Consider the following 17,662-nt stretch of genomic DNA (forward strand, 5'->3'; position numbering starts at 1 on the left):
CGGTTGCTCGATTTTTTATTTGTATATATATCCTGGTTTTAGTCATTATTTAACTAGCATTATGATTCAAATTACGATATATATATGTGTTGGTTAAATAGATTATAAAATTCACAACTATTATAATCATAACCTACTAAGATTAACTGCAAACAACGGAAAGTCTCGATTAATAACCAATAAATTAGCCGGAGCTTGAGATGGATGGAGTTCAGCAGTGAAAGTGATGTTAGGCCGGCGATTTTCCGGTCTTACATCACTGGACGTCTTTTGAGACGCAATCTTCGGCTCAAAAGCGAGGGTCGAGACCTTGGCTCGAGCCGGTCCCACAGCGAACTCCATCCATCTCAAGCTCCGGCGGCAAAGAAAAAAACCCTCACCAATTATCGAAAATCAGTGAAGGAATAATTTTATTTGTCTTCTTTTTTCTCTTCTTCAACCTTTTCGGCTTCTTTTTCAAGAAGAATTGAATTAGGATCGATTTCAATTTTATCATCGGCAATTTCTTCAAAAGCACGACCAACGGTTCTTGGTGATTCATAGTGATTCAATAATTCGATATCACCATTTTCTAGTTGGTGCGCACGTTTAGCAGCTAGAACTGCTAGTGAATAACGAGAATCTACTCGATCTAAAAGCTTATCAATTGATGGATAAATAATCATAAATTATCAATCTCCTATTATTTTTTTGTATTGGTCAATTACTCGTGCCACTCTTAAGTGTTCACTTCTAATTATACCTTCAATTTTTTCAACTGCATTAGGTATTTTATCATTAACGACGGCATAGTCATAGCTTGTCATCATTTTGATTTCTTTTTTTGCCTTTTCCATCCGTTTATCGATGGTTTTCTCATCATCTGTTCCACGGTGAGTAATACGGTCGCGTAAACTTGCCAAATCAGGTGGTGTTAGGAACAAAAATACGCCATCAGGCATCTTTTCACGAACCTGCATCGCACCGTTGACTTCGATTTCTAACAAAACGTCAATTCCTGCATCGAGCTTTTGATTAACATATTTTAAAGGTGTTCCATAGTAATGGTCAACATATTTGGCATATTCTAACATACCATCATTTTTTATTTCCTCTTCAAACTCTTCGTTGGTACGGAAATAATAATCGACACCGTCGACCTCACCAGGACGCATTTGACGTGTAGTCATCGAAACAGAATAATCAAATTTAATTGATGAATTCTTCAACATCGCTTTTCTAACAGTTCCCTTACCTACTCCTGAAGGACCTGATAAAACGATCAACATTCCCCTTTTTGACATAATTAAGTTATCCCTACTATCTATATAATATGGTATCTATAATGCAATAAAATCACATGTTTTTCAAGGCTTTGACGGTCGTCAAGATAAACTTTTATTAAGAAAATCAAAAATAAAGTTGCTCTTTCGAACACAGGTTCGTATAATGTAAGTACAAACAAGTGTTCGGGGGACTTAAACATGCAAGCTAAACAATTACGAAATCATTTCACTACAAATCTAATCAACAATACCACTAATTTTATTAATAATAATTTTGACTTCAACCTTCAGGTCGATCCAAAACCTCAATTAAAACAGATGCCTTTAATGCAACTAGAATTTTTCGCAGAACAAAGTTTTCTTAATAAATATTCTGTCGTTATTACAATGTTAAACGACCAGCAGCTTCAAGGCAAATTTATTTCAAAAGTTAATAAAAATAAATACGTTTTCAAAATGAATTCAGCCTTATTTGAAATTGTCATGCTAAACCAGATTAAGTCAATTAACCTAGTCTAAACGTTTCTGTTCGCCTTGTGCTAATTCTAGTAATTCTTGGGCATGTTGTCGTGTCAAATCGGTAACTTTTGTCCCAGCCAACATCAATGATATCGCATCAACTCTTTGGAGATCGTTAAGCAATGAAACTTGTGTTTCAGTTTTGTCCTTAACGGTCTCTTTTTTGATTTCAAGTTGACGCTGACTCATCGCAGCAACTTGAGGCAAATGCGTAATACACAATACCTGCAAAAATTGTGACACCTTATAAATTTTATCACCAATAGCTTGAGCAACTCGACCACTGACACCAGTATCAATTTCATCAAAGACAATCGTTTCAACGTTCATTTTTTCAGCAATAATAGCTTCAAAAGCCAAAATAACACGAGATAACTCACCACCAGAGGCAACTCTGACTAAAGGCTTGAAATCCTCACCGACGTTTGTTTTCAAATCAAATCGTATCTGATCGATACCATTGATTGAAGGGCTTTCCTCCTCCAATGCGGCAAAGGTCACGCCAAATTTGGCATTAGGCATATATAAATCCTTTAACTGATGATTGATGGATTTTTCCAAAGTTGTAGCAGTCTTGTGTCGTTGTTTTGATAGTGTCTTTCCTAGATCCGTTAATGTTTCTTGCAACTCATTAATTTCTTGCTCAAGTTTGGCTTCAGTATTATCGTCAATATTAATATCCGAATATTCATGATGCGCTTTTTTACCAAAATCGATTACTTCATCTAAGGTTGGACCGTATTTTCTCTTGAGGCCATCTAAAGTAATTAAACGTTTTTGAATATTGTCGAGACGATTCTCATCAAAATCAAGATTCTCCAGTTGATCAGCAATCGTTGCCGCATTATCTTGCAACTGATAGTAAGCACCATTTACCGAATCATATAATTCCTTATAGGAATTATCATAATCCATAATATCTTCCAATTGATCACGGACATTTCCCAAAGAATCAACGACACCTGTATTATTTTCAGACAATCCGCGGTAACTTTCTTGTAGAGATGAACTGATTTTTTCAAAGTTTGACAACTGGTTCTTCTCGTCTTCTAACTTATCATCTTCACCGGCGACAACTTGTGCACTGTCGATTTCTTCAATTTGAAATTTCAACATATCGATTCGCTGTGCTAAATTTTGAGAGTTCTTTTGAATCGTTCGCAAGCGACTTCTTTTTTCTTGATATTCAGTAAATAATTGTTGATATTTGGCCAGATCAACTTGAAACTTGTCGTCAGCAAAGCGGTCCAAAATATTGATGTGATTGTCTTCATCTAAAAGTTCTTGTTGTTGATTTTGACCGTGAATCTCAACCAGAAATTTTCCCACTTGACGCAACACGTTAGTTTTAACTAACTCATTGTTTATCCGACAGACATTACGACCTTTTCGATTTATTTCACGTTTGATAATTACGAGATTGTCTTCGTGAGCAATTCCATATTCATCCAAAATAGCAAAAAGAGGACTACTTGATTTCACTCCAAATAGTCCTTGCACATTGAGTTGCTCTTGTCCTGTTCTAATAAAATCAATTGACGACCTGCTGCCGACTAATAAACCTAAAGCATCAATGATAATCGACTTACCAGCACCAGTTTCCCCGGTCAAAGCAGTCATCCCGCCATTAAAATCAACTTGCAATTTATTAATGATTGCAAAATTATTGATTATTAATTTTTTTAGCATTATTTCACCTATTTATTAAGACTTGAGTATGCTGCTTCCATAGTCTTTTCAACGGAAACATTCTCTAGAATTTCGCCTGGTTGTTCGTTTTCTGGCTTTTGAATATGCATCAAAAATTCGATATTCCCTTCGCCACCCTTGATTGGTGAGAAGTCCAATCCAGAAACGATAAAGCCAGCATTCTTAGCAAAGTTAGTAATTTTTTCCAAAACCATTTGGTGAACCTTATGATTCCTGACTATACCATGTTTCCCAACATTTTCAGGGCCGGCTTCAAACTGAGGTTTGATCAAACAAACTGCATCTGATCCCGGCAAAATGATATTAAACATTGGTGGCAAAATTAATTCCAAAGAAATAAATGAAACATCAGTCATCGCAAATTGAGGTAGACCTTCGTGAAAATCATCTGGCTTGCTATAACGGAAATTGACACGTTCCATAACTACAACTCGTTCATCTTGACGAAGCTTCCAAGCCAGTTGGTTATATCCAACATCCAACGCATAGACTTTAGTAGCACCATTTTGTAAGGCCACATCAGTAAAGCCACCAGTTGATGAACCAATATCCAAACAGATACGATCCTTTAAATCAATGTCAAACGACTTTAACGCCTTTTCTAGTTTATAACCACCACGACTAACATACTTGCTGTGGGCATTCTTTGCTAGATGAAAGACAGTATCTGCTGCTACTTTCTCTCCGGGTTTGTCATAACGAAGGTTATCTTGATTATAGACTTCACCTGCCATCACCGAGCGTTTAGCTTGTTCTCTTGATTCAAATAAATTTTGTTGAACTAATAAAACATCAATTCTTTCTTTTGCCAATATGTGTCACCTATTCTTTAAAATAATCCAAAAAGCTTACCAATAAGTTTTTATCGAATTCTGTTTCCTTTAAAACTGCATTCAGTGCATCTTTTACAAGATCCTTTAATTTAGCTGCAGTAGCTTCTTTTCCAATCAAGTTTGGGAAAGTATTTTTATCAGCATCTTCGCCATCATCAGCATCATTTAAATCATCCTTGAGCTGAAAAGCCAAACCGATATCATTAGCATATTGTACCAGATTTTTTGATAATTCGTGACCTGCAGAAAATGCACCAATCGTTACTGCCGCTGTAATTAAATCAGCGGTTTTTTGTTTATGCAAGGTTGTCAACTCGTCCTCTGTTAAATGCTTATCTTCCATGGTGATATCAGTCATTTGACCAGCAACCATCCCCATGGGACCAGCATTATGAGCCAAGATTCTGACAGCCGCCATCCGTTTATCAGTACTAAGACTCGACTTAGCAATCCAGTAAAAAGCTTGAGTCAGTAACCCATCACCTGCTAAAACAGCTGGACCAACGCCAAATTCTTTGTGATTAGCCAACTTTCCACGGCGATAATCACTATCATCCATTTCTGGCAGATCATCATGAATCAGTGAATATGTATGAACTAACTCAATCGCACCAGCTAAATCAAAGTAGGCAGGCAAGTCCTCAAGTTTAACTCCACAAGAATAAACAACAGCTAAGAAAAGCATCGGACGAACCCGCTTGCCACCAGCATCTAACGAATAGAGCATCGCATCACGCAAAGTCGTTTGTTTGATTTCAGAATTTAATTTGTCATTTAAAAATTTATTGAAGTCAGGTAAAACTTGTTCACAGAACTCTTGAAAATTTTTAATTTCCATAACTAATCCTTACTTTCATCTTGATCATTTTTAATGTTGATCTCTTGACCATCTTTAGTCATGATCTTGGTTACAGTTGCTTCAGCATCGCTCAATGTCTTTTCGAGTTCTTTACTCAAAGCAACACCCGTTTTGAACTTCTCCATGGCCTCTTCCAGTGGAACATTACCAGATTCGAGGTTGGAAACGATTGCCTCTAGATCAGCTAAATTTTCTTCAAATGTTTTCTTTTCAGCCATTATTATCCTCGCTTACTTCTTTGGTTGTTAACTTGACAGTCCCATCTTTGACCTTCAAATCAACAGAATCGCCAACCTGATAGTCATTAACATCTCGTAAAACCTTGCCATTTTTGCCGGTCGGAATTGCATAACCACGACTCAAAGTCTTCAATGGGCTTAATGAATCAAGTGCTGCAACTTGGCTACTAAAGATATTACGGTTTTTACTGATTATTTTGTTAACATTATTGATTAAAATTTGATAATTGCGATTAACTTGGTTGCCATAACTATAAATTTGCTCACGCGGAGATACTTGAACTAATCTATTTGCATCTTGAACCAAAGTATTTTTTGAACGACTAAGAATATTATTAGTATTCTGCTGCAATTTATCTTTTAGATAGTCGACCTTCTGTAGATAAACTTCGTAGATTCGCTCAGGATGCTGTAAAAAGACGTTCTGAGACAATGTTTCTACCTTTCGACGCTCATTACCTATGATATTATTCTGAGCACTGTAAAGTCTCGTATGGAGATCTTGTAAGTGTGTCAAAACATCATTCAAAACTGGGGTCGCTAATTCGGCAGCAGCTGTCGGCGTCGCCGCACGTAAGTCAGCTACTAAATCGGCAATCGTTGTGTCAGTTTCATGACCAACTGAACTGATAACTGGTATCTGGCTTTCAACTATAGCATCCGCCACGATTTCTTCGTTAAAAGGCCATAAGTCCTCAATAGAACCACCACCACGACCGATGATGATCGTATCAAAATTACCTGCTTCATTGATTCGCTTAATTTGACGAACAATCGTTGCCGCAGCCTCATCACCTTGAACTTGTGCCGGATATAAAACTAACTGGACGATTGGATAACGTCGACTAACTGTCGTCATAATATCATGAATAACCGCACCAGATTGACTAGTCACTACAGCAATTCGCTTAGGAAATTGGGGAATCGGTTTCTTAGGTAAATCAAATACACCCTTTTGAGCCAATTTCTTTTTCAACTGCTCAAAAGCCAAATATAATGCTCCTAAACCAGCTGGTTCCATTGAATCAATATAAATTTGATATGATCCACTTGGTTCATACAGTGAAATCCGCCCCTGGACAAGAACTTGCATTCCTTCTTCAGGTTGAAATTTAACCTTTTCAAAACTACTTCGAAACATAATTGCCGAAATTTTTGCCTTATCATCCTTCAAAGAAAAATATTGATGAGCCTTAGGACGCATCCGAAAGTTCGAAATCTCCCCCATCAAATAAACGTGGCCCAAATAAGGGTCCACGTCAAATTTTCTCTTCAAATATTGGCTCAAAGCGGTAACTGTTAAATATTTATCATTATCCATTTGCCCTGCCTTCGGCTAATTCAATCACTTGATCCACAAGAGCAGTGATTGTCATTGGACCAACACCACCAGGAACTGGCGTCATCATGGCGGCTTTATTCTTCACATCCTCAAAATCAACGTCACCACAGAGCTTGCCGAACTCGTCTCGGTCCATTCCGACATCAATCACAATAGCCTGGTCTTTAACGTAATCTTGAGTAATGAATTTAGCTTTTCCAATGGCTACAACCAGCACATCAGCCTTACTTGTTATTTCTTTAAGGTTCTTAGTATGAGAATGCGTAATCGTTACAGTGGCATTACGATCCAACATTAAAGCGGCAGTCGGCTTTCCAACAATATTGCTGCGACCGACAATGACAACGTTCTTGCCATCAAGGTCAACATCGTAGTGATCCAACATCATCAAAATACCAGAAGCAGTAGCCGGTTTAGTTAACGGTGTGCCGATCCAAAGATTACCGACACTGATTGGTGTAAAACCATCCACATCTTTTCTAGGATCAATTGCCTCGATAACTTTATCTTCATCAATATGATCTGGAACTGGCAATTGAACGATGAACCCATCAACAGTTTGGTCATGATTCAATTCATCGATTTTTTCCAACAATTCCTTTTCAGAAACAGACTCCTCAAAATGAATCAATTGAAAGTTAATACCCAGTTTTTCAGCCCGACGTTTCTTGTTGCGAACGTAAACAGAACTAGCACTGTTGTCACCAACTAAGATGACTGCTAATCCAGGAGTCACGCCTTTTTTCTTTAAGTCGGCTACACGTTGTGCCATTGTATCATCTAAAGCCGCCGCTACTTTCTTACCTTCTAATAATTTCATACTAATCACCATAAAAAGGCTGGTAAATTTACCAGCCTTTATCCTTCTACAAAATTAGATAAAATACCATTAACGAAGGACTTTGAGTCCTTGTCGCCAAAGTCACCAGCAATTTCGATAGCTTCATCGATTGCAACTTTCTTTGGAACTTCTAAACTGTTTTCCATTTCAAATAAACCAGCGCGCAAAATTGCACGATCAATACGAGACAGTCTTTGAACTGTCCACTTATTCTTTAGATGAGCAGCAATCTTTTCATCAAGTTCAGCTTGATGTTCGACCGTGCCAGACACTAAGAATGTTAAATAATCAGGAACAATTTCATCGGTTAAATCGCATAATTGCATGGTAGATGCGATTGCAGCTTCTGGAGTGTCCTGAGTGGTTTCGATGGAAAATAGTGATTGAACTGCGAGTTCTCTGATTTTATGTCTACTTATCACTAGTTTTATTCCTTTTTATCAGTTGTTACACGTTCTATTTCGCCAGATTCTTTCTTAGCGATTAATCCTACAACATGCACGTTAATTTCACTCAAGTCTAAATCGGTCATGAATTCAAGTTGTTCAATGGCTGATTTTTGGATCTCCAAGGAAACCTTAGGAATCGATACGCCATATTCTAGATATACATAAACATTAGCGGATATTTTATCCTCATCAAATGACACATCAACGCCTTTACCATGGTTGATACGGCCGAAGAGTGAATCGATTCGACTTGAAATAGTTCCACGCATTTCGTAGACACCATCAACTTGGTTTGTAGCAATCCCTAGAAGGATCTCAATAACTTGATGTGATATTTCAACATTACCGTTTATTTTTCCACTATCTTGTTGTAGAGAAACATATTTTTGTTCAGCCATAAACTTATCTCCATAATCAGTTATTAATTAGCACGTGAAATGTAAGTACCATCTTGTGTATTAATAGTTAACATATCATCTTCGTTAACAAAGAATGGTACTTGTACTACTAATCCAGTTTCCATTGTAGCTGGTTTTGAACCACCAGATTGAGTATCACCCTTAATTGAAGCTTCAGTAGCGACAACTTTAAGATCAACTGTATTTGGAACGTCAACACCAAGAGTCTCACCATTATACATCATAATAGTAACTTCCATGTTTTCCTTCAAATACTTCAATTGGTTTTGAATCTGTTCAGCTGGAATAGTTAGTTGTTCGTAAGTTGTAGTATCCATGAACACGTGGTTTGCACCATCGGCATATAGATATTGCATCTTTTTATTTTCAATAGTAGCTTTCTCAACTTTAGCAGTTGATCTGAAAGTCATTTCTTGAACAGCACCAGTTCTCAAGTTCTTTAACTTTGAACGAACAAAGGCACTACCTTTACCGGGCTTAACATGTTGGAACTCGATAACACGCCAAATACTGTCCTTAACTTCGATTGTTAAACCATTTTTAAATTCATTTACTGAAATAGACATTTTACTCTCCCTTGATTCATACAGATTTTGCCGATAAAACACTATACATTATCTTACCAATATTTACGTGTCAATGGCAATAACCCAAGCTTATTATATAAAAAAAAGAGGAACATTGTCCTCTTTCATATCAATATATTAATATACTGAAACTTTTCTCTTGTCTTTGCCAAGTCTTTCGAACTTAACAACGCCGTCAGTAAGAGCGAACAATGTGTCGTCTCCACCGCGACCAACGTTTGTACCAGGGTGAATCTTTGTACCACGTTGTCTGTAAATAATTGAGCCAGCTGTGATAGCTTGGCCATCAGCACGCTTAGCACCTAATCTACGACCTGCAGAGTTACGGCCGTTACTTGTTGATCCACCACCTTTATGGTGAGAGAAAAATTGTAAATTCATCTTAAGCATGAAGTTTACCTCCTAATCAAGATCTATCTTATTTTTTTGTACTTGAACTTCAATGTTTTTGGAATAACTGCCTTCGATATCCTTAAGGATCCAAAACAGGTTATCCAATAACAAGGCAGTATCGTGTGATATCGCTTTGTCAAATTGGCATCCGAGATGCCCACCGTTTACTTCATCCATGACTACCTGAGGACTTGCCCCAGTGAGTTTCTCCAGATTATTGATTGTTCCAATTGTTACCGCTGAAACAGCAGCACAAACTAAATCTTGACCATAAGGTCCTGAGTCAGCATGTCCTTTAATTAAAAAAGAATCAATCGTCTGATCAGAATTCTGGTGAAAACTAGCTCTAATCATGATTAAGCCTTGATACTATCGATAAGTACCTTTGTATATGGTTGACGGTGACCTGTCTTTTTGTGTGAATGCTTCTTAGGTTTGTACTTGTAAGTAACAACTTTCTTTTCCTTACCTTGTTTTTCAACCTTACCAGAAACACTAGCGCCTTCAACTACTGGGCTACCAATCTTAATATCGTCTCCGTCAGAAACTAAAATTACATCATCAAATGTAACTGCGTCCCCTTCTTTGACATCAAGCTTTTCAACATAAATTGAAGCATTTTCTTCAACTTTATATTGCTTACCACCAGTTTTAATAATTGCGTACATAAGCGTACACTCCCTTCTAAGACTCGCCAATCAGGTGCACTAAGCTTAAACCTGATTTTGAGCGGTTGTAGATGCAATAGTGATTGCAACTTATAAAATATAGCAAATTTCACTTGCTTTTTCAACTATTCTCGGTAATTTTTTTCATTTTCCATCGAACATTCTTTAATGAAAAATAACTCAATAAAATAAATCCCAACAGATTTAGCAATAATGAAACGATTCCAACCCAGTCATAGCGAGTATGAATTTCTATAATATTCTTTCCAGGTTGGGTTCGTAAACTGATTGTCTTACGCTTGGATTCATGTATCTTAATATTTTCATTATTTAACTGAATCTCATAACCTGAATAGTTTTGAACTGGTAAATCCAACGTTGCTGAGGCCGGATCATAGTATTGCACCCAGTAATCGTTGTCTTTGGTATAGAAAGAAACTGACGTTTTACGATTGTTGACCAAAAATTGATTCTGCCCGTGACTTGCAGTGTCATGATAATCCACTACAAATTTTTCATAATTGACCTGCGGATCATCAACAAATGTTTGCTTAGGATTCAGTGAAATACTCTGTGAATAAATCAGGAAGATACTCCCGGCCATAGTTGCTAACAATAATAACCACTTAAAAATTCCTGGAAACTCTTGAAAAATCAGAATAACCGTTCGACAAACAACAATCATCAAGAACAAATTCAAAACACTCTGTAAAGCCATAATTAGCCGACTAACATCTAACCCACTGACATCCCACTTATTGAATAAGATAATTATCATAGGAATCATTTCAAGAATCAAAACTTTATAGCTGAAACGGCTTTGCAGAAAAATCATTAAGATTAACAAGGCTACTAATATTCCGATACTCAATAAGAGATACTGTTGCATTACCGAAAAATTAAGTCGCTCGAACCATTTAATATAATCAATATTCTTAACTGGATCCTGTTGTAATTTCTGTGACCACTGTTGCTTGATCAAAGGTCCGATAAAACCAACCGTAGTCAAAATAGTCATTCCTAATGCGACCAGTGAATTGAGACCTAATTTAGTCCAATACTGCCAGTGATGCGCCAATTTGGTAAAAATCATCAAAATATAAATTGGCAAAATAGTCATGAAAACAACCAGTGCCACATAAGGTGATGTCCAAACGACCAAAGTCATACCCCAGACTAACGTTTGCCAACTCTGATTCTTGAAAAACAAGTACGCTCCGTAATAAACCATCGGCAAAAAAATCATCACAAGATAATTTTCAATTCTTTGATTCTGAAATACCAAGTTAAATCGATCAAAAGAAAACGTATAAATTACAGAAAATAAAATTGCCTCAAAAATATCGTGTGAAAATTTATTCATGTAATAATAAGCACTGATAAAAGTTAGAAATGTCATACAAGTAAAGTAAATGCCAAACCCCCAAAAAACATTAAAATTAATCAACAACCACCCCGGCAATAAAGTAAGCCAAGGACTAAAAATATTAATCTGACTTCCCGAGTGATTCCAATAATTGAAGTTAATTGGTGAAATAAAAATATTTTCCAAACTTTTCAGATGCGCAATGTTAAAAATCATTGTATCGCCAAAATTTGCTTGACGATAAAAAATTACGGTATAAAAAATACTAAATATCAAAAAAATAAAACCTAAGATAATTCTTTTCCATGAACGATTTGACACGGGTAAAACTCCTTTGTTTACTAAAAGTTCAATTAAATATACAGGCAGAGATTGCTAGGATTGAACTGATTCCAAAGCAGACTCTGAACCTCGCGACCTCCTCCGGCATCCCATCAAAATCTAATTAACTGAAGAGTGATGGGTGAAAAATTAATCTAACCATTATTATTACAGGCTTAGAATTAATTTATTTAAATACACAGAAGTCTTTATTTTACTGTTCCACTATAAAAAAATAAACTAGTTGGAAGAGCTGAGAGTATTCATTCGCAGTGAAAGTGGCGTTATTGCTTCAGCAATTACACCACCGGGCGCGTTGAAGACTCGCTGGTTTTGCGAGGCTTCAACCGAGGTTCGAGACCGCTTCTCAGGCTCGGGCCGTTCCGCGCAGCAAATGAATACTCTCAGCTCTGGAAACGGCATGCTACATCAAACCTTCAACCTCTAGCTAATTATACTAAAAAAAGGATTGTGCATACTAGTTCTCACACAATCCTTTGATAATATTCAAATTTTTTTACTACGCTAAGGTAGTCATAACCAATCGTCCCAGAACTAGAAAGAAGAAAACTGCGGCAACAACAAGTTTGCCACGTTTCAAATTCCACTTCTTGAAAACTCTTGTAATCAATACTAAGCCAATAATTAAGCCAATACCAATCAAAATCCCCATTAAATTACTAATAATTGCTTGTTGTGTCATAAACGCAGCAACTACATCCACCAAAATGAAAGCAATTGTAATAATAAACGAAAACTTTCTATTCAAATCTCCACCTCTAAAATCCCAAGCATTATAAATAACGCTTAAACTTTACGCACTTCGAAATCATTGTAAATTTAAATTATTTTCTTTGCAAGATATATTTTTATTGGCATGCCAAAAATACTAATACTTAGGCATTTATTTTTTTATAGTTTATATGATTGCCATGGTAAATCCCCAGAATAACGATAATTTATAACTGAAATACTCTTCAAATCATCAGAATCAAGTTCCATTACTAATCGATCATCATCAAACAATGGCCATTCGTACTTAATTTCCTCTTCGTATGGTTTACCACTGATTACAAACTCCAATAGTAAATTAAGCAAGTATTGTTGATTCTTTCGGTAATCAATATTCAACTCTGCCGCCGGTGTATTCAAATAACGAATCACACCACCGTGTTGCCCATCAAAAACTGTTGCTAAATTGCAATAAATTTCAGCCTCAGGAACTTTAGCTAACAAACCTGCAAGTCTTCTGGCTGGTAAGCAATACATTGCCGTCCCGAGCATTTGAACAAAATCATTCTTTGAATATTGATCAGGTAAAAGCTCTTGTTTTAAAATTTCATTATTTTTACCGAAAAGATCAATCAAGACATCATTTTCCAAACGACTGATGCTCATATCTTTGTAACCTTCTAATTCGTTGTCTCCAGCCGAAATAATGCTTTTAAAATGAGTTCTCTCCAAACGCTGACTCAATTTCTCAGGCCAATTATCAGATATTAAATCATTATCTATAACCGGTCCGAACCAATTCGTAGCAATATGTTGATCAACTGCTCTTTTTTGAACTAGTTGTAATCCATCATCCGTCAAGTTGAATAAATCTTTGGATGACTTAATGTTATTTATTTGACAAATTTTTTCAGAAACTTTTTGGGCTGTTTCCAAATCACGAATTGCTTGAACACCACCAGAAAATAACATGATTTTTTGAACACGGTCAAGAATCATTGAGTTAGATGCCATCAATGACGCAATTGACTTTGCCCCAGCGGAAAGTCCAGCTAAGGTGATATTTTTAACATCACCGCCAAAACTTTGCGCGTTATCCATCACCCACTGAATCGCCATTAGCTGATCTGATAGTCCAACATTAGTATCGCCACCATCAATAACTCCCCAGCCAAATAGTCCTAAACGATAATTGGGTACGACATGAACAACTGACTCATGATCAAGCCAAGACATTTGTTTACTGTAATTGCCCCCATGCAGAAATCCACCGCCATAAAATTCAATTACAATTGGAAATTTTCCCTCTACATCAGGGGTACAAATATCCAGGTTCAAACAATTTTCACCAAAACTAATTTTATCATCTTGATTAAGCGCAGCATCTTGCATTGGTTGGACGCTTGGATGGACTGCATAATGCATTTTATTAACTTCGTTTGTCCCAAATTTTGCCATAGAAAATTCTTCAGCTCTTTTGAAACGGCGACCGTAACCAAATGGAACACCTAAAAAGTCGACGTGGCTGTGATCCATCACACCATGGTAAGTACCTGTAGTTGTTTTCATTATCTTCTTCATTTAAAAATAGGCCCCCAATGAACAAAATATCAATTTAGTTAATATTTTAAACTAATAATATCAATGTACAAGAATTTCGTGTAACCATTTTTAAAACAAACTAATTGAAATTTATTAATAATTTTCCTTGTCTACTAAAATAACATTGTATATAATTTCAAAGACATGTTTTTAAGGGAGAGAAATATATGGTCTTAACAGATGCACAAAAACGTGCCAATGAAAAATGGCACAAGAATCACCGCGAGAGAGCAAACTATATCGCCATGCGCTCTTCAGCCAGAAGTTTTATTAGAAAAAAATCTACGCTCGACGACTTAGAGGAGCTACAAGATATTATTGAAAATCGTCGTAAAGAATTGGTTGAACCCTAAATAAATAAATTTAAATCAAAATTAAAATATGTAAACATTTACATTTGCAAAATTAATTTTTTTTTACTGAAATAAGTCATTTGTTTATGTCAAATGTAATATTTCTGATATACTTTAGACATAGATAAGAAGTTAGGAAACCTTATCTGATAAGTGTTCTGTCCAGATTCTGATGACATTAAAAGCTGCCTGTTATTTCGGAGATGAAGATTATGAAATTCCTAAAATTAATCGAATCATTATTAAATACCGAAAAAACTGAAACTTCCACACAAGATAGAGAAGTTTTGGCCGAATTAGAGGGCGAAAATAAGGCCTTTATCTTCAATAAATGATGTCATTCAGTAAATTATTAATTAGGGTCGGTTCACTTTTTATAAGTGGGCCTTTTATTTTGCCATTAATTAAGATAATTTTTAATAATTATCAATTTTTACATTGACATCAACTGATATCTTTCTCTATAATAATACGAATGAGGTCACAGTGGCTCAGTTGGATAGAGCAACGGTCTTCTAAACCGTAGGTCGTGAGTTCGAATCTCACCTGTGACATATCAGTTAAAAAAAGTCGTTAGAGTTTATCGTCTAACGGCTTTTTTATTGTAATTTTTTAACCAAAAGTTTTCCTACTGCAGCTGCCGAAAATGGATTTTGACCAGTAATAAATTGCCCATCTACCAAAGCATACTCAGAATAAGCACGCTGTTTCGAAAAGATTGCCCCATGGAGTTTGGCAACTTCTTCATTCAAAAACGGCACATACTTTTTCTTACCGCTCAATTGTTCCTCAGCATTGGTAAATCCGGTAATGTGCTTATGCCGAATTAGATACTGTCCCTGCTCATCCTTAATGTATAATAGACCCGAAATTCCATGACAGACTGAAGTTAAAAAACCATCATTTTGATAAATTTGCAGACTTATTTGGTGTAGTTTTTCATTATATGGAAAATCCCACATAACTCCATGACCGCCAGTATAATAAATTGCCTGATAGTCCCTTGGATCAATTTCATTGGGACTAATTGTATTAGCCAAAGCACGATCTTGAAAACTTTGCTCACGATACATTTTTAGATCATCTGGGGTCGCATATTTAAAACTACGTGGGTCAATTGGTACAAAGCCACCTTTTGGACTAACGTAATCAACTGAGAATCCAGCATTTTGCACAATTTCAACAAACTCAGTTGTCTCACCCAACCAAAGTCCGGTAGCTTCTGGATAGTAACCATATTGTGTTTTATTAGTTTCAACAACCAGAATCTTCTTCATTTGCTTTTCTCCTCTTTGATAGAAACGTATATCTATCATAAAATAAAAAGATTAAAATATTTTTCCATTTTGTCGTTGCAACTTTTATAACTTTTCTCTATAATAGTACGAGTGATGTCACAGTGGCTCAGTTGGATAGAGCAACGGTCTTCTAAACCGTAGGTCGTGAGTTCGAATCTCACCTGTGACATAATTGTATTTCATAAAAAGAAATATTCAAAGAAAAAACCCTTTTAAACTAACGTTTATAAGGGCTTTTTCTTTGGATTTAAATTGGACAACTAAAGGTTGAAAGTTTAGTTAAGTATGCCGTTTACATAGCTGAGAGCTATTTAAATAAATTAGCTCTAAGACTGTAATAATAATGGTTAGATTAATTTTTTACCTTTCAACCTTTAGTTGGACAAGATTTGGACAAAACCTATTTTTATTCATGATCCATCATTTCAGGAACTGCCATAACGTCAGTATCCACAATTCCAAACTGACGTCTCATTTGAGACTCAATGTGTTCTCCCAAACGATAGCTATCCTTCACTTCCATATGAGCATCAACTGCAATGGTTACATCCAGCGTCACCATATTACCATTGTAAGTGGCTTTCAAATCAACAACTCGCATCACTTCAGGATATTTTTCAATTGCCAACTTAAACTGTTCTTCAACTTTAGGATCAAAGTAATCCGCTAAGTTCAAGCTGCTCTCACGGAAAATTTTAATCCCTGAAATTAAAATAAAAATACCAACCGCAATACTGGCAACTCCATCAAGCCAAACGATTTTAAATAAGAGCGCTCCACTGATTGCAATGAAAGTTGCTGCACTTGTCAATGCATCACTCAAACTATCTTGAGCGGCAGCTGTCAAAGCTGCATTTTGTAGTTTACGTCCACCATTTCGATTGAACCACCAGACAACTAACATGATTATTGTGGCGATTCCAGCACCAACCAATGTGATAGGATTAGGAACATCCATTTTTGTCTTACCAAGTAAACTCAAAAGTCCGGTGTACATAACATTTAGGGAAATCCCAATCATGATAATTCCAGTAATCAAAGTAAAAACAGTCTCATAATGAAATCTCGACAACTGTAATTTTTGCCCACTTTTGGTTGGATCATCCGGCAAGGGCTGTCCCATGAAGTCGTCATCACCCATATCACGAGCGATGAAAATCCCAATCAGTAACAAAACTGCTGAAATAATACCTGCTAAGTTATTCAAAGCATCCGCTCGTAACGTCTGTGAATGCCCTACAATGGCCAAATAATACTCGATAATAGAAATTAGTAAATATGCTAAGACATTGAACCAAAGATGATGTTGAGCACTGTGAAGTCGTTGTAATTCCTCTTTTTGCATCTTCTTCCAAATTCTTTGTTCCTCTTGACGATGTGCTGATTGTTCTTCCATAACCAAGCCTCTTTAGATTAAACAAAATCTATTTTAGCAATTTTTTAATGATTAATGCCAAAAAAAGCCCTTTCCAATTGGAAAGAGCTTTCTTTTCTTATCGTTGAGGATAGAAAACTGCAACTCTCGTTGCTCATTCAATATATCATCTCATAAGTCAGAATTCTACAAATTCAACAATACGTAAAGTAACTGTATTTTGAATTACATTTCTGTTAATAAATGATAACGAATTATTACTAGGCGACCATCTTCAACAACTTGTTCATAGCTTCTTCAATTGACTTACCGCATGCAGAAACCCTAGTGTTTTTCTTATCAAATACGGTAAACAATTGGTGCTTTGTGTCCAAAGTCACTTTATATCTCATATTGCTTACCTCCAATTTATTTATGTTTCCTAATCATACACGCATTTTTAATAAAATCAATAGAAATAAACAAACTATTTTATTTTTTGTCATTAAAAT

23 protein-coding genes, 2 tRNA genes and 1 other annotated feature are annotated in these 17,662 nt (G+C 36.0%); of the genes, 5 read left to right on the plus strand and 20 right to left on the minus strand.

Annotated elements, in window-relative coordinates; genetic code table 11:
* Positions 1 to 410: 410 nt before the first annotated feature.
* Entirely contained in the window at positions 411 to 665 is a 255-nt protein-coding gene (gene rpoZ / locus FFM71_RS07050; protein ID WP_041499615.1) for a DNA-directed RNA polymerase subunit omega, read from the minus strand.
* Between the two features lie 6 nt (positions 666 to 671).
* On the minus strand, positions 672 to 1,283 hold the full coding sequence (gene gmk / locus FFM71_RS07055) for a guanylate kinase (RefSeq protein WP_137611474.1): 612 nt from the start codon (positions 1,281 to 1,283) through the stop codon (positions 672 to 674).
* A gap of 180 nt (positions 1,284 to 1,463) precedes the next feature.
* Between gmk and FFM71_RS07060 the strand changes: the two genes are divergently transcribed.
* Entirely contained in the window at positions 1,464 to 1,784 is a 321-nt protein-coding gene (locus FFM71_RS07060; protein WP_137611475.1) for a hypothetical protein, read from the plus strand.
* On the opposite strand, the gene recN is transcribed toward FFM71_RS07060, so the two are convergent.
* From recN to FFM71_RS07135, 15 genes are all read right to left on the minus strand, one after another.
* Positions 1,776 to 3,473 carry a DNA repair protein RecN gene (gene recN / locus FFM71_RS07065; protein ID WP_137611476.1) on the minus strand — a complete coding sequence of 566 codons (1,698 nt, stop codon included), beginning with the start codon at positions 3,471 to 3,473 and terminating at the stop codon, positions 1,776 to 1,778. The genes FFM71_RS07060 and recN overlap by 9 nt on opposite strands.
* An 8-nt stretch (positions 3,474 to 3,481) precedes the next feature.
* Positions 3,482 to 4,306, minus strand: a complete 825-nt coding sequence (locus tag FFM71_RS07070; RefSeq protein ID WP_137611477.1) for a TlyA family RNA methyltransferase — start codon at positions 4,304 to 4,306, stop codon at positions 3,482 to 3,484.
* Between the two features lie 10 nt (positions 4,307 to 4,316).
* Positions 4,317 to 5,165 carry a polyprenyl synthetase family protein gene (locus FFM71_RS07075; RefSeq protein WP_137611478.1) on the minus strand — a complete coding sequence of 283 codons (849 nt, stop codon included), beginning with the start codon at positions 5,163 to 5,165 and terminating at the stop codon, positions 4,317 to 4,319.
* Between the two features lie 2 nt (positions 5,166 to 5,167).
* The gene (locus FFM71_RS07080; protein ID WP_171000504.1) at positions 5,168 to 5,407 is read right to left on the minus strand and encodes an exodeoxyribonuclease VII small subunit; all 240 of its coding nucleotides are present in this window, start codon (positions 5,405 to 5,407) and stop codon (positions 5,168 to 5,170) included.
* The gene (gene xseA, locus FFM71_RS07085; protein ID WP_137611480.1) at positions 5,397 to 6,746 is read right to left on the minus strand and encodes an exodeoxyribonuclease VII large subunit; all 1,350 of its coding nucleotides are present in this window, start codon (positions 6,744 to 6,746) and stop codon (positions 5,397 to 5,399) included. The genes FFM71_RS07080 and xseA overlap by 11 nt, the downstream gene beginning before the upstream one ends.
* Complete coding sequence (locus FFM71_RS07090; protein ID WP_137611481.1) at positions 6,739 to 7,587, minus strand: bifunctional 5,10-methylenetetrahydrofolate dehydrogenase/5,10-methenyltetrahydrofolate cyclohydrolase; 849 nt, start codon at positions 7,585 to 7,587, stop codon at positions 6,739 to 6,741. Before FFM71_RS07090 ends, xseA begins: the two co-directional genes overlap by 8 nt.
* 38 nt (positions 7,588 to 7,625) lie before the next feature.
* Positions 7,626 to 8,030, minus strand: a complete 405-nt coding sequence (gene nusB / locus FFM71_RS07095; RefSeq protein ID WP_137611482.1) for a transcription antitermination factor NusB — start codon at positions 8,028 to 8,030, stop codon at positions 7,626 to 7,628.
* A 5-nt stretch (positions 8,031 to 8,035) separates the two neighbouring features.
* Positions 8,036 to 8,455, minus strand: coding sequence for an Asp23/Gls24 family envelope stress response protein (locus tag FFM71_RS07100; RefSeq protein ID WP_137611483.1), 420 nt, complete (start codon positions 8,453 to 8,455; stop codon positions 8,036 to 8,038).
* A 23-nt stretch (positions 8,456 to 8,478) separates the two neighbouring features.
* Positions 8,479 to 9,042 carry an elongation factor P gene (gene efp / locus FFM71_RS07105; RefSeq protein WP_137611484.1) on the minus strand — a complete coding sequence of 188 codons (564 nt, stop codon included), beginning with the start codon at positions 9,040 to 9,042 and terminating at the stop codon, positions 8,479 to 8,481.
* Positions 9,043 to 9,180: 138 nt separating this feature from the next.
* The gene (gene rpmA / locus FFM71_RS07110) at positions 9,181 to 9,453 is read right to left on the minus strand and encodes a 50S ribosomal protein L27 (RefSeq protein WP_041499600.1); all 273 of its coding nucleotides are present in this window, start codon (positions 9,451 to 9,453) and stop codon (positions 9,181 to 9,183) included.
* Between the two features lie 12 nt (positions 9,454 to 9,465).
* Entirely contained in the window at positions 9,466 to 9,810 is a 345-nt protein-coding gene (locus FFM71_RS07115) for a ribosomal-processing cysteine protease Prp (protein ID WP_137611485.1), read from the minus strand.
* Between the two features lie 2 nt (positions 9,811 to 9,812).
* Positions 9,813 to 10,124 carry a 50S ribosomal protein L21 gene (gene rplU, locus FFM71_RS07120; RefSeq protein WP_041499598.1) on the minus strand — a complete coding sequence of 104 codons (312 nt, stop codon included), beginning with the start codon at positions 10,122 to 10,124 and terminating at the stop codon, positions 9,813 to 9,815.
* Positions 10,125 to 10,133: 9 nt separating this feature from the next.
* Positions 10,134 to 10,201, minus strand: a sequence feature (ribosomal protein L21 leader region).
* Positions 10,202 to 10,245: 44 nt separating this feature from the next.
* Positions 10,246 to 11,811, minus strand: coding sequence for a glycosyltransferase family protein (locus tag FFM71_RS07125; RefSeq protein ID WP_137611486.1), 1,566 nt, complete (start codon positions 11,809 to 11,811; stop codon positions 10,246 to 10,248).
* Between the two features lie 520 nt (positions 11,812 to 12,331).
* Complete coding sequence (locus FFM71_RS07130; protein ID WP_137611487.1) at positions 12,332 to 12,580, minus strand: hypothetical protein; 249 nt, start codon at positions 12,578 to 12,580, stop codon at positions 12,332 to 12,334.
* A gap of 143 nt (positions 12,581 to 12,723) precedes the next feature.
* Complete coding sequence (locus tag FFM71_RS07135) at positions 12,724 to 14,124, minus strand: carboxylesterase family protein (RefSeq protein ID WP_137611488.1); 1,401 nt, start codon at positions 14,122 to 14,124, stop codon at positions 12,724 to 12,726.
* A gap of 188 nt (positions 14,125 to 14,312) precedes the next feature.
* On the opposite strand from FFM71_RS07135, the gene FFM71_RS07140 reads away from it, so the two are divergent.
* From FFM71_RS07140 to FFM71_RS07145, 3 genes are all read left to right on the plus strand, one after another.
* Positions 14,313 to 14,498: a hypothetical protein gene (locus tag FFM71_RS07140; RefSeq protein WP_137611489.1), complete on the plus strand. Its 186-nt coding sequence runs from the start codon at positions 14,313 to 14,315 to the stop codon at positions 14,496 to 14,498.
* 212 nt (positions 14,499 to 14,710) lie between these two features.
* The gene (locus FFM71_RS13790; protein ID WP_263390692.1) at positions 14,711 to 14,833 is read left to right on the plus strand and encodes a hypothetical protein; all 123 of its coding nucleotides are present in this window, start codon (positions 14,711 to 14,713) and stop codon (positions 14,831 to 14,833) included.
* 145 nt (positions 14,834 to 14,978) lie between these two features.
* Positions 14,979 to 15,052 (plus strand) — tRNA-Arg (locus tag FFM71_RS07145).
* A 45-nt stretch (positions 15,053 to 15,097) separates the two neighbouring features.
* Here FFM71_RS07145 and FFM71_RS07150 read toward each other — a convergent pair.
* Positions 15,098 to 15,775: a type 1 glutamine amidotransferase domain-containing protein gene (locus FFM71_RS07150; protein WP_137611490.1), complete on the minus strand. Its 678-nt coding sequence runs from the start codon at positions 15,773 to 15,775 to the stop codon at positions 15,098 to 15,100.
* A 116-nt stretch (positions 15,776 to 15,891) separates the two neighbouring features.
* Here FFM71_RS07150 and FFM71_RS07155 point away from each other — a divergent pair.
* Positions 15,892 to 15,965, plus strand: a tRNA-Arg gene (locus FFM71_RS07155).
* 237 nt (positions 15,966 to 16,202) lie between these two features.
* On the opposite strand, the gene FFM71_RS07160 is transcribed toward FFM71_RS07155, so the two are convergent.
* Positions 16,203 to 17,192, minus strand: a complete 990-nt coding sequence (locus tag FFM71_RS07160) for a cation diffusion facilitator family transporter (RefSeq protein WP_137611491.1) — start codon at positions 17,190 to 17,192, stop codon at positions 16,203 to 16,205.
* A gap of 239 nt (positions 17,193 to 17,431) precedes the next feature.
* Positions 17,432 to 17,563 (minus strand): hypothetical protein, encoded by a 132-nt coding sequence (locus FFM71_RS13795; protein ID WP_263390693.1) that lies wholly within the window; start codon positions 17,561 to 17,563, stop codon positions 17,432 to 17,434.
* Positions 17,564 to 17,662: the final 99 nt, after the last annotated feature.

This window comes from Companilactobacillus huachuanensis (genome assembly GCF_005404815.1).
GTDB classification, from domain to species: Bacteria; Bacillota; Bacilli; order Lactobacillales; family Lactobacillaceae; genus Companilactobacillus; species Companilactobacillus huachuanensis.

What these genes read in the sequence shown, in the direction of transcription:
- gmk (WP_137611474.1), bottom strand. Translation starts at nt 1,283, where the DNA reads ATGTCAAAAAGGGGAATGTTGATCGTTTTATCAGGTCCTTCAGGAGTA.
- recN (WP_137611476.1), bottom strand. Translation starts at nt 3,473, where the DNA reads ATGCTAAAAAAATTAATAATCAATAATTTTGCAATCATTAATAAATTG.
- FFM71_RS07060 (WP_137611475.1), top strand. Translation starts at nt 1,464, where the DNA reads ATGCAAGCTAAACAATTACGAAATCATTTCACTACAAATCTAATCAAC.
- rplU (WP_041499598.1), bottom strand. Translation starts at nt 10,124, where the DNA reads ATGTACGCAATTATTAAAACTGGTGGTAAGCAATATAAAGTTGAAGAA.
- xseA (WP_137611480.1), bottom strand. Translation starts at nt 6,746, where the DNA reads ATGGATAATGATAAATATTTAACAGTTACCGCTTTGAGCCAATATTTG.
- FFM71_RS07090 (WP_137611481.1), bottom strand. Translation starts at nt 7,587, where the DNA reads ATGAAATTATTAGAAGGTAAGAAAGTAGCGGCGGCTTTAGATGATACA.
- rpoZ (WP_041499615.1), bottom strand. Translation starts at nt 665, where the DNA reads ATGATTATTTATCCATCAATTGATAAGCTTTTAGATCGAGTAGATTCT.
- FFM71_RS07150 (WP_137611490.1), bottom strand. Translation starts at nt 15,775, where the DNA reads ATGAAGAAGATTCTGGTTGTTGAAACTAATAAAACACAATATGGTTAC.
- FFM71_RS13790 (WP_263390692.1), top strand. Translation starts at nt 14,711, where the DNA reads ATGAAATTCCTAAAATTAATCGAATCATTATTAAATACCGAAAAAACT.
- FFM71_RS07135 (WP_137611488.1), bottom strand. Translation starts at nt 14,124, where the DNA reads ATGAAGAAGATAATGAAAACAACTACAGGTACTTACCATGGTGTGATG.
- FFM71_RS13795 (WP_263390693.1), bottom strand. Translation starts at nt 17,563, where the DNA reads ATGAGATATAAAGTGACTTTGGACACAAAGCACCAATTGTTTACCGTA.
- FFM71_RS07115 (WP_137611485.1), bottom strand. Translation starts at nt 9,810, where the DNA reads ATGATTAGAGCTAGTTTTCACCAGAATTCTGATCAGACGATTGATTCT.
- rpmA (WP_041499600.1), bottom strand. Translation starts at nt 9,453, where the DNA reads ATGCTTAAGATGAATTTACAATTTTTCTCTCACCATAAAGGTGGTGGA.
- FFM71_RS07100 (WP_137611483.1), bottom strand. Translation starts at nt 8,455, where the DNA reads ATGGCTGAACAAAAATATGTTTCTCTACAACAAGATAGTGGAAAAATA.
- FFM71_RS07160 (WP_137611491.1), bottom strand. Translation starts at nt 17,192, where the DNA reads ATGGAAGAACAATCAGCACATCGTCAAGAGGAACAAAGAATTTGGAAG.
- FFM71_RS07075 (WP_137611478.1), bottom strand. Translation starts at nt 5,165, where the DNA reads ATGGAAATTAAAAATTTTCAAGAGTTCTGTGAACAAGTTTTACCTGAC.
- efp (WP_137611484.1), bottom strand. Translation starts at nt 9,042, where the DNA reads ATGTCTATTTCAGTAAATGAATTTAAAAATGGTTTAACAATCGAAGTT.
- FFM71_RS07140 (WP_137611489.1), top strand. Translation starts at nt 14,313, where the DNA reads ATGGTCTTAACAGATGCACAAAAACGTGCCAATGAAAAATGGCACAAG.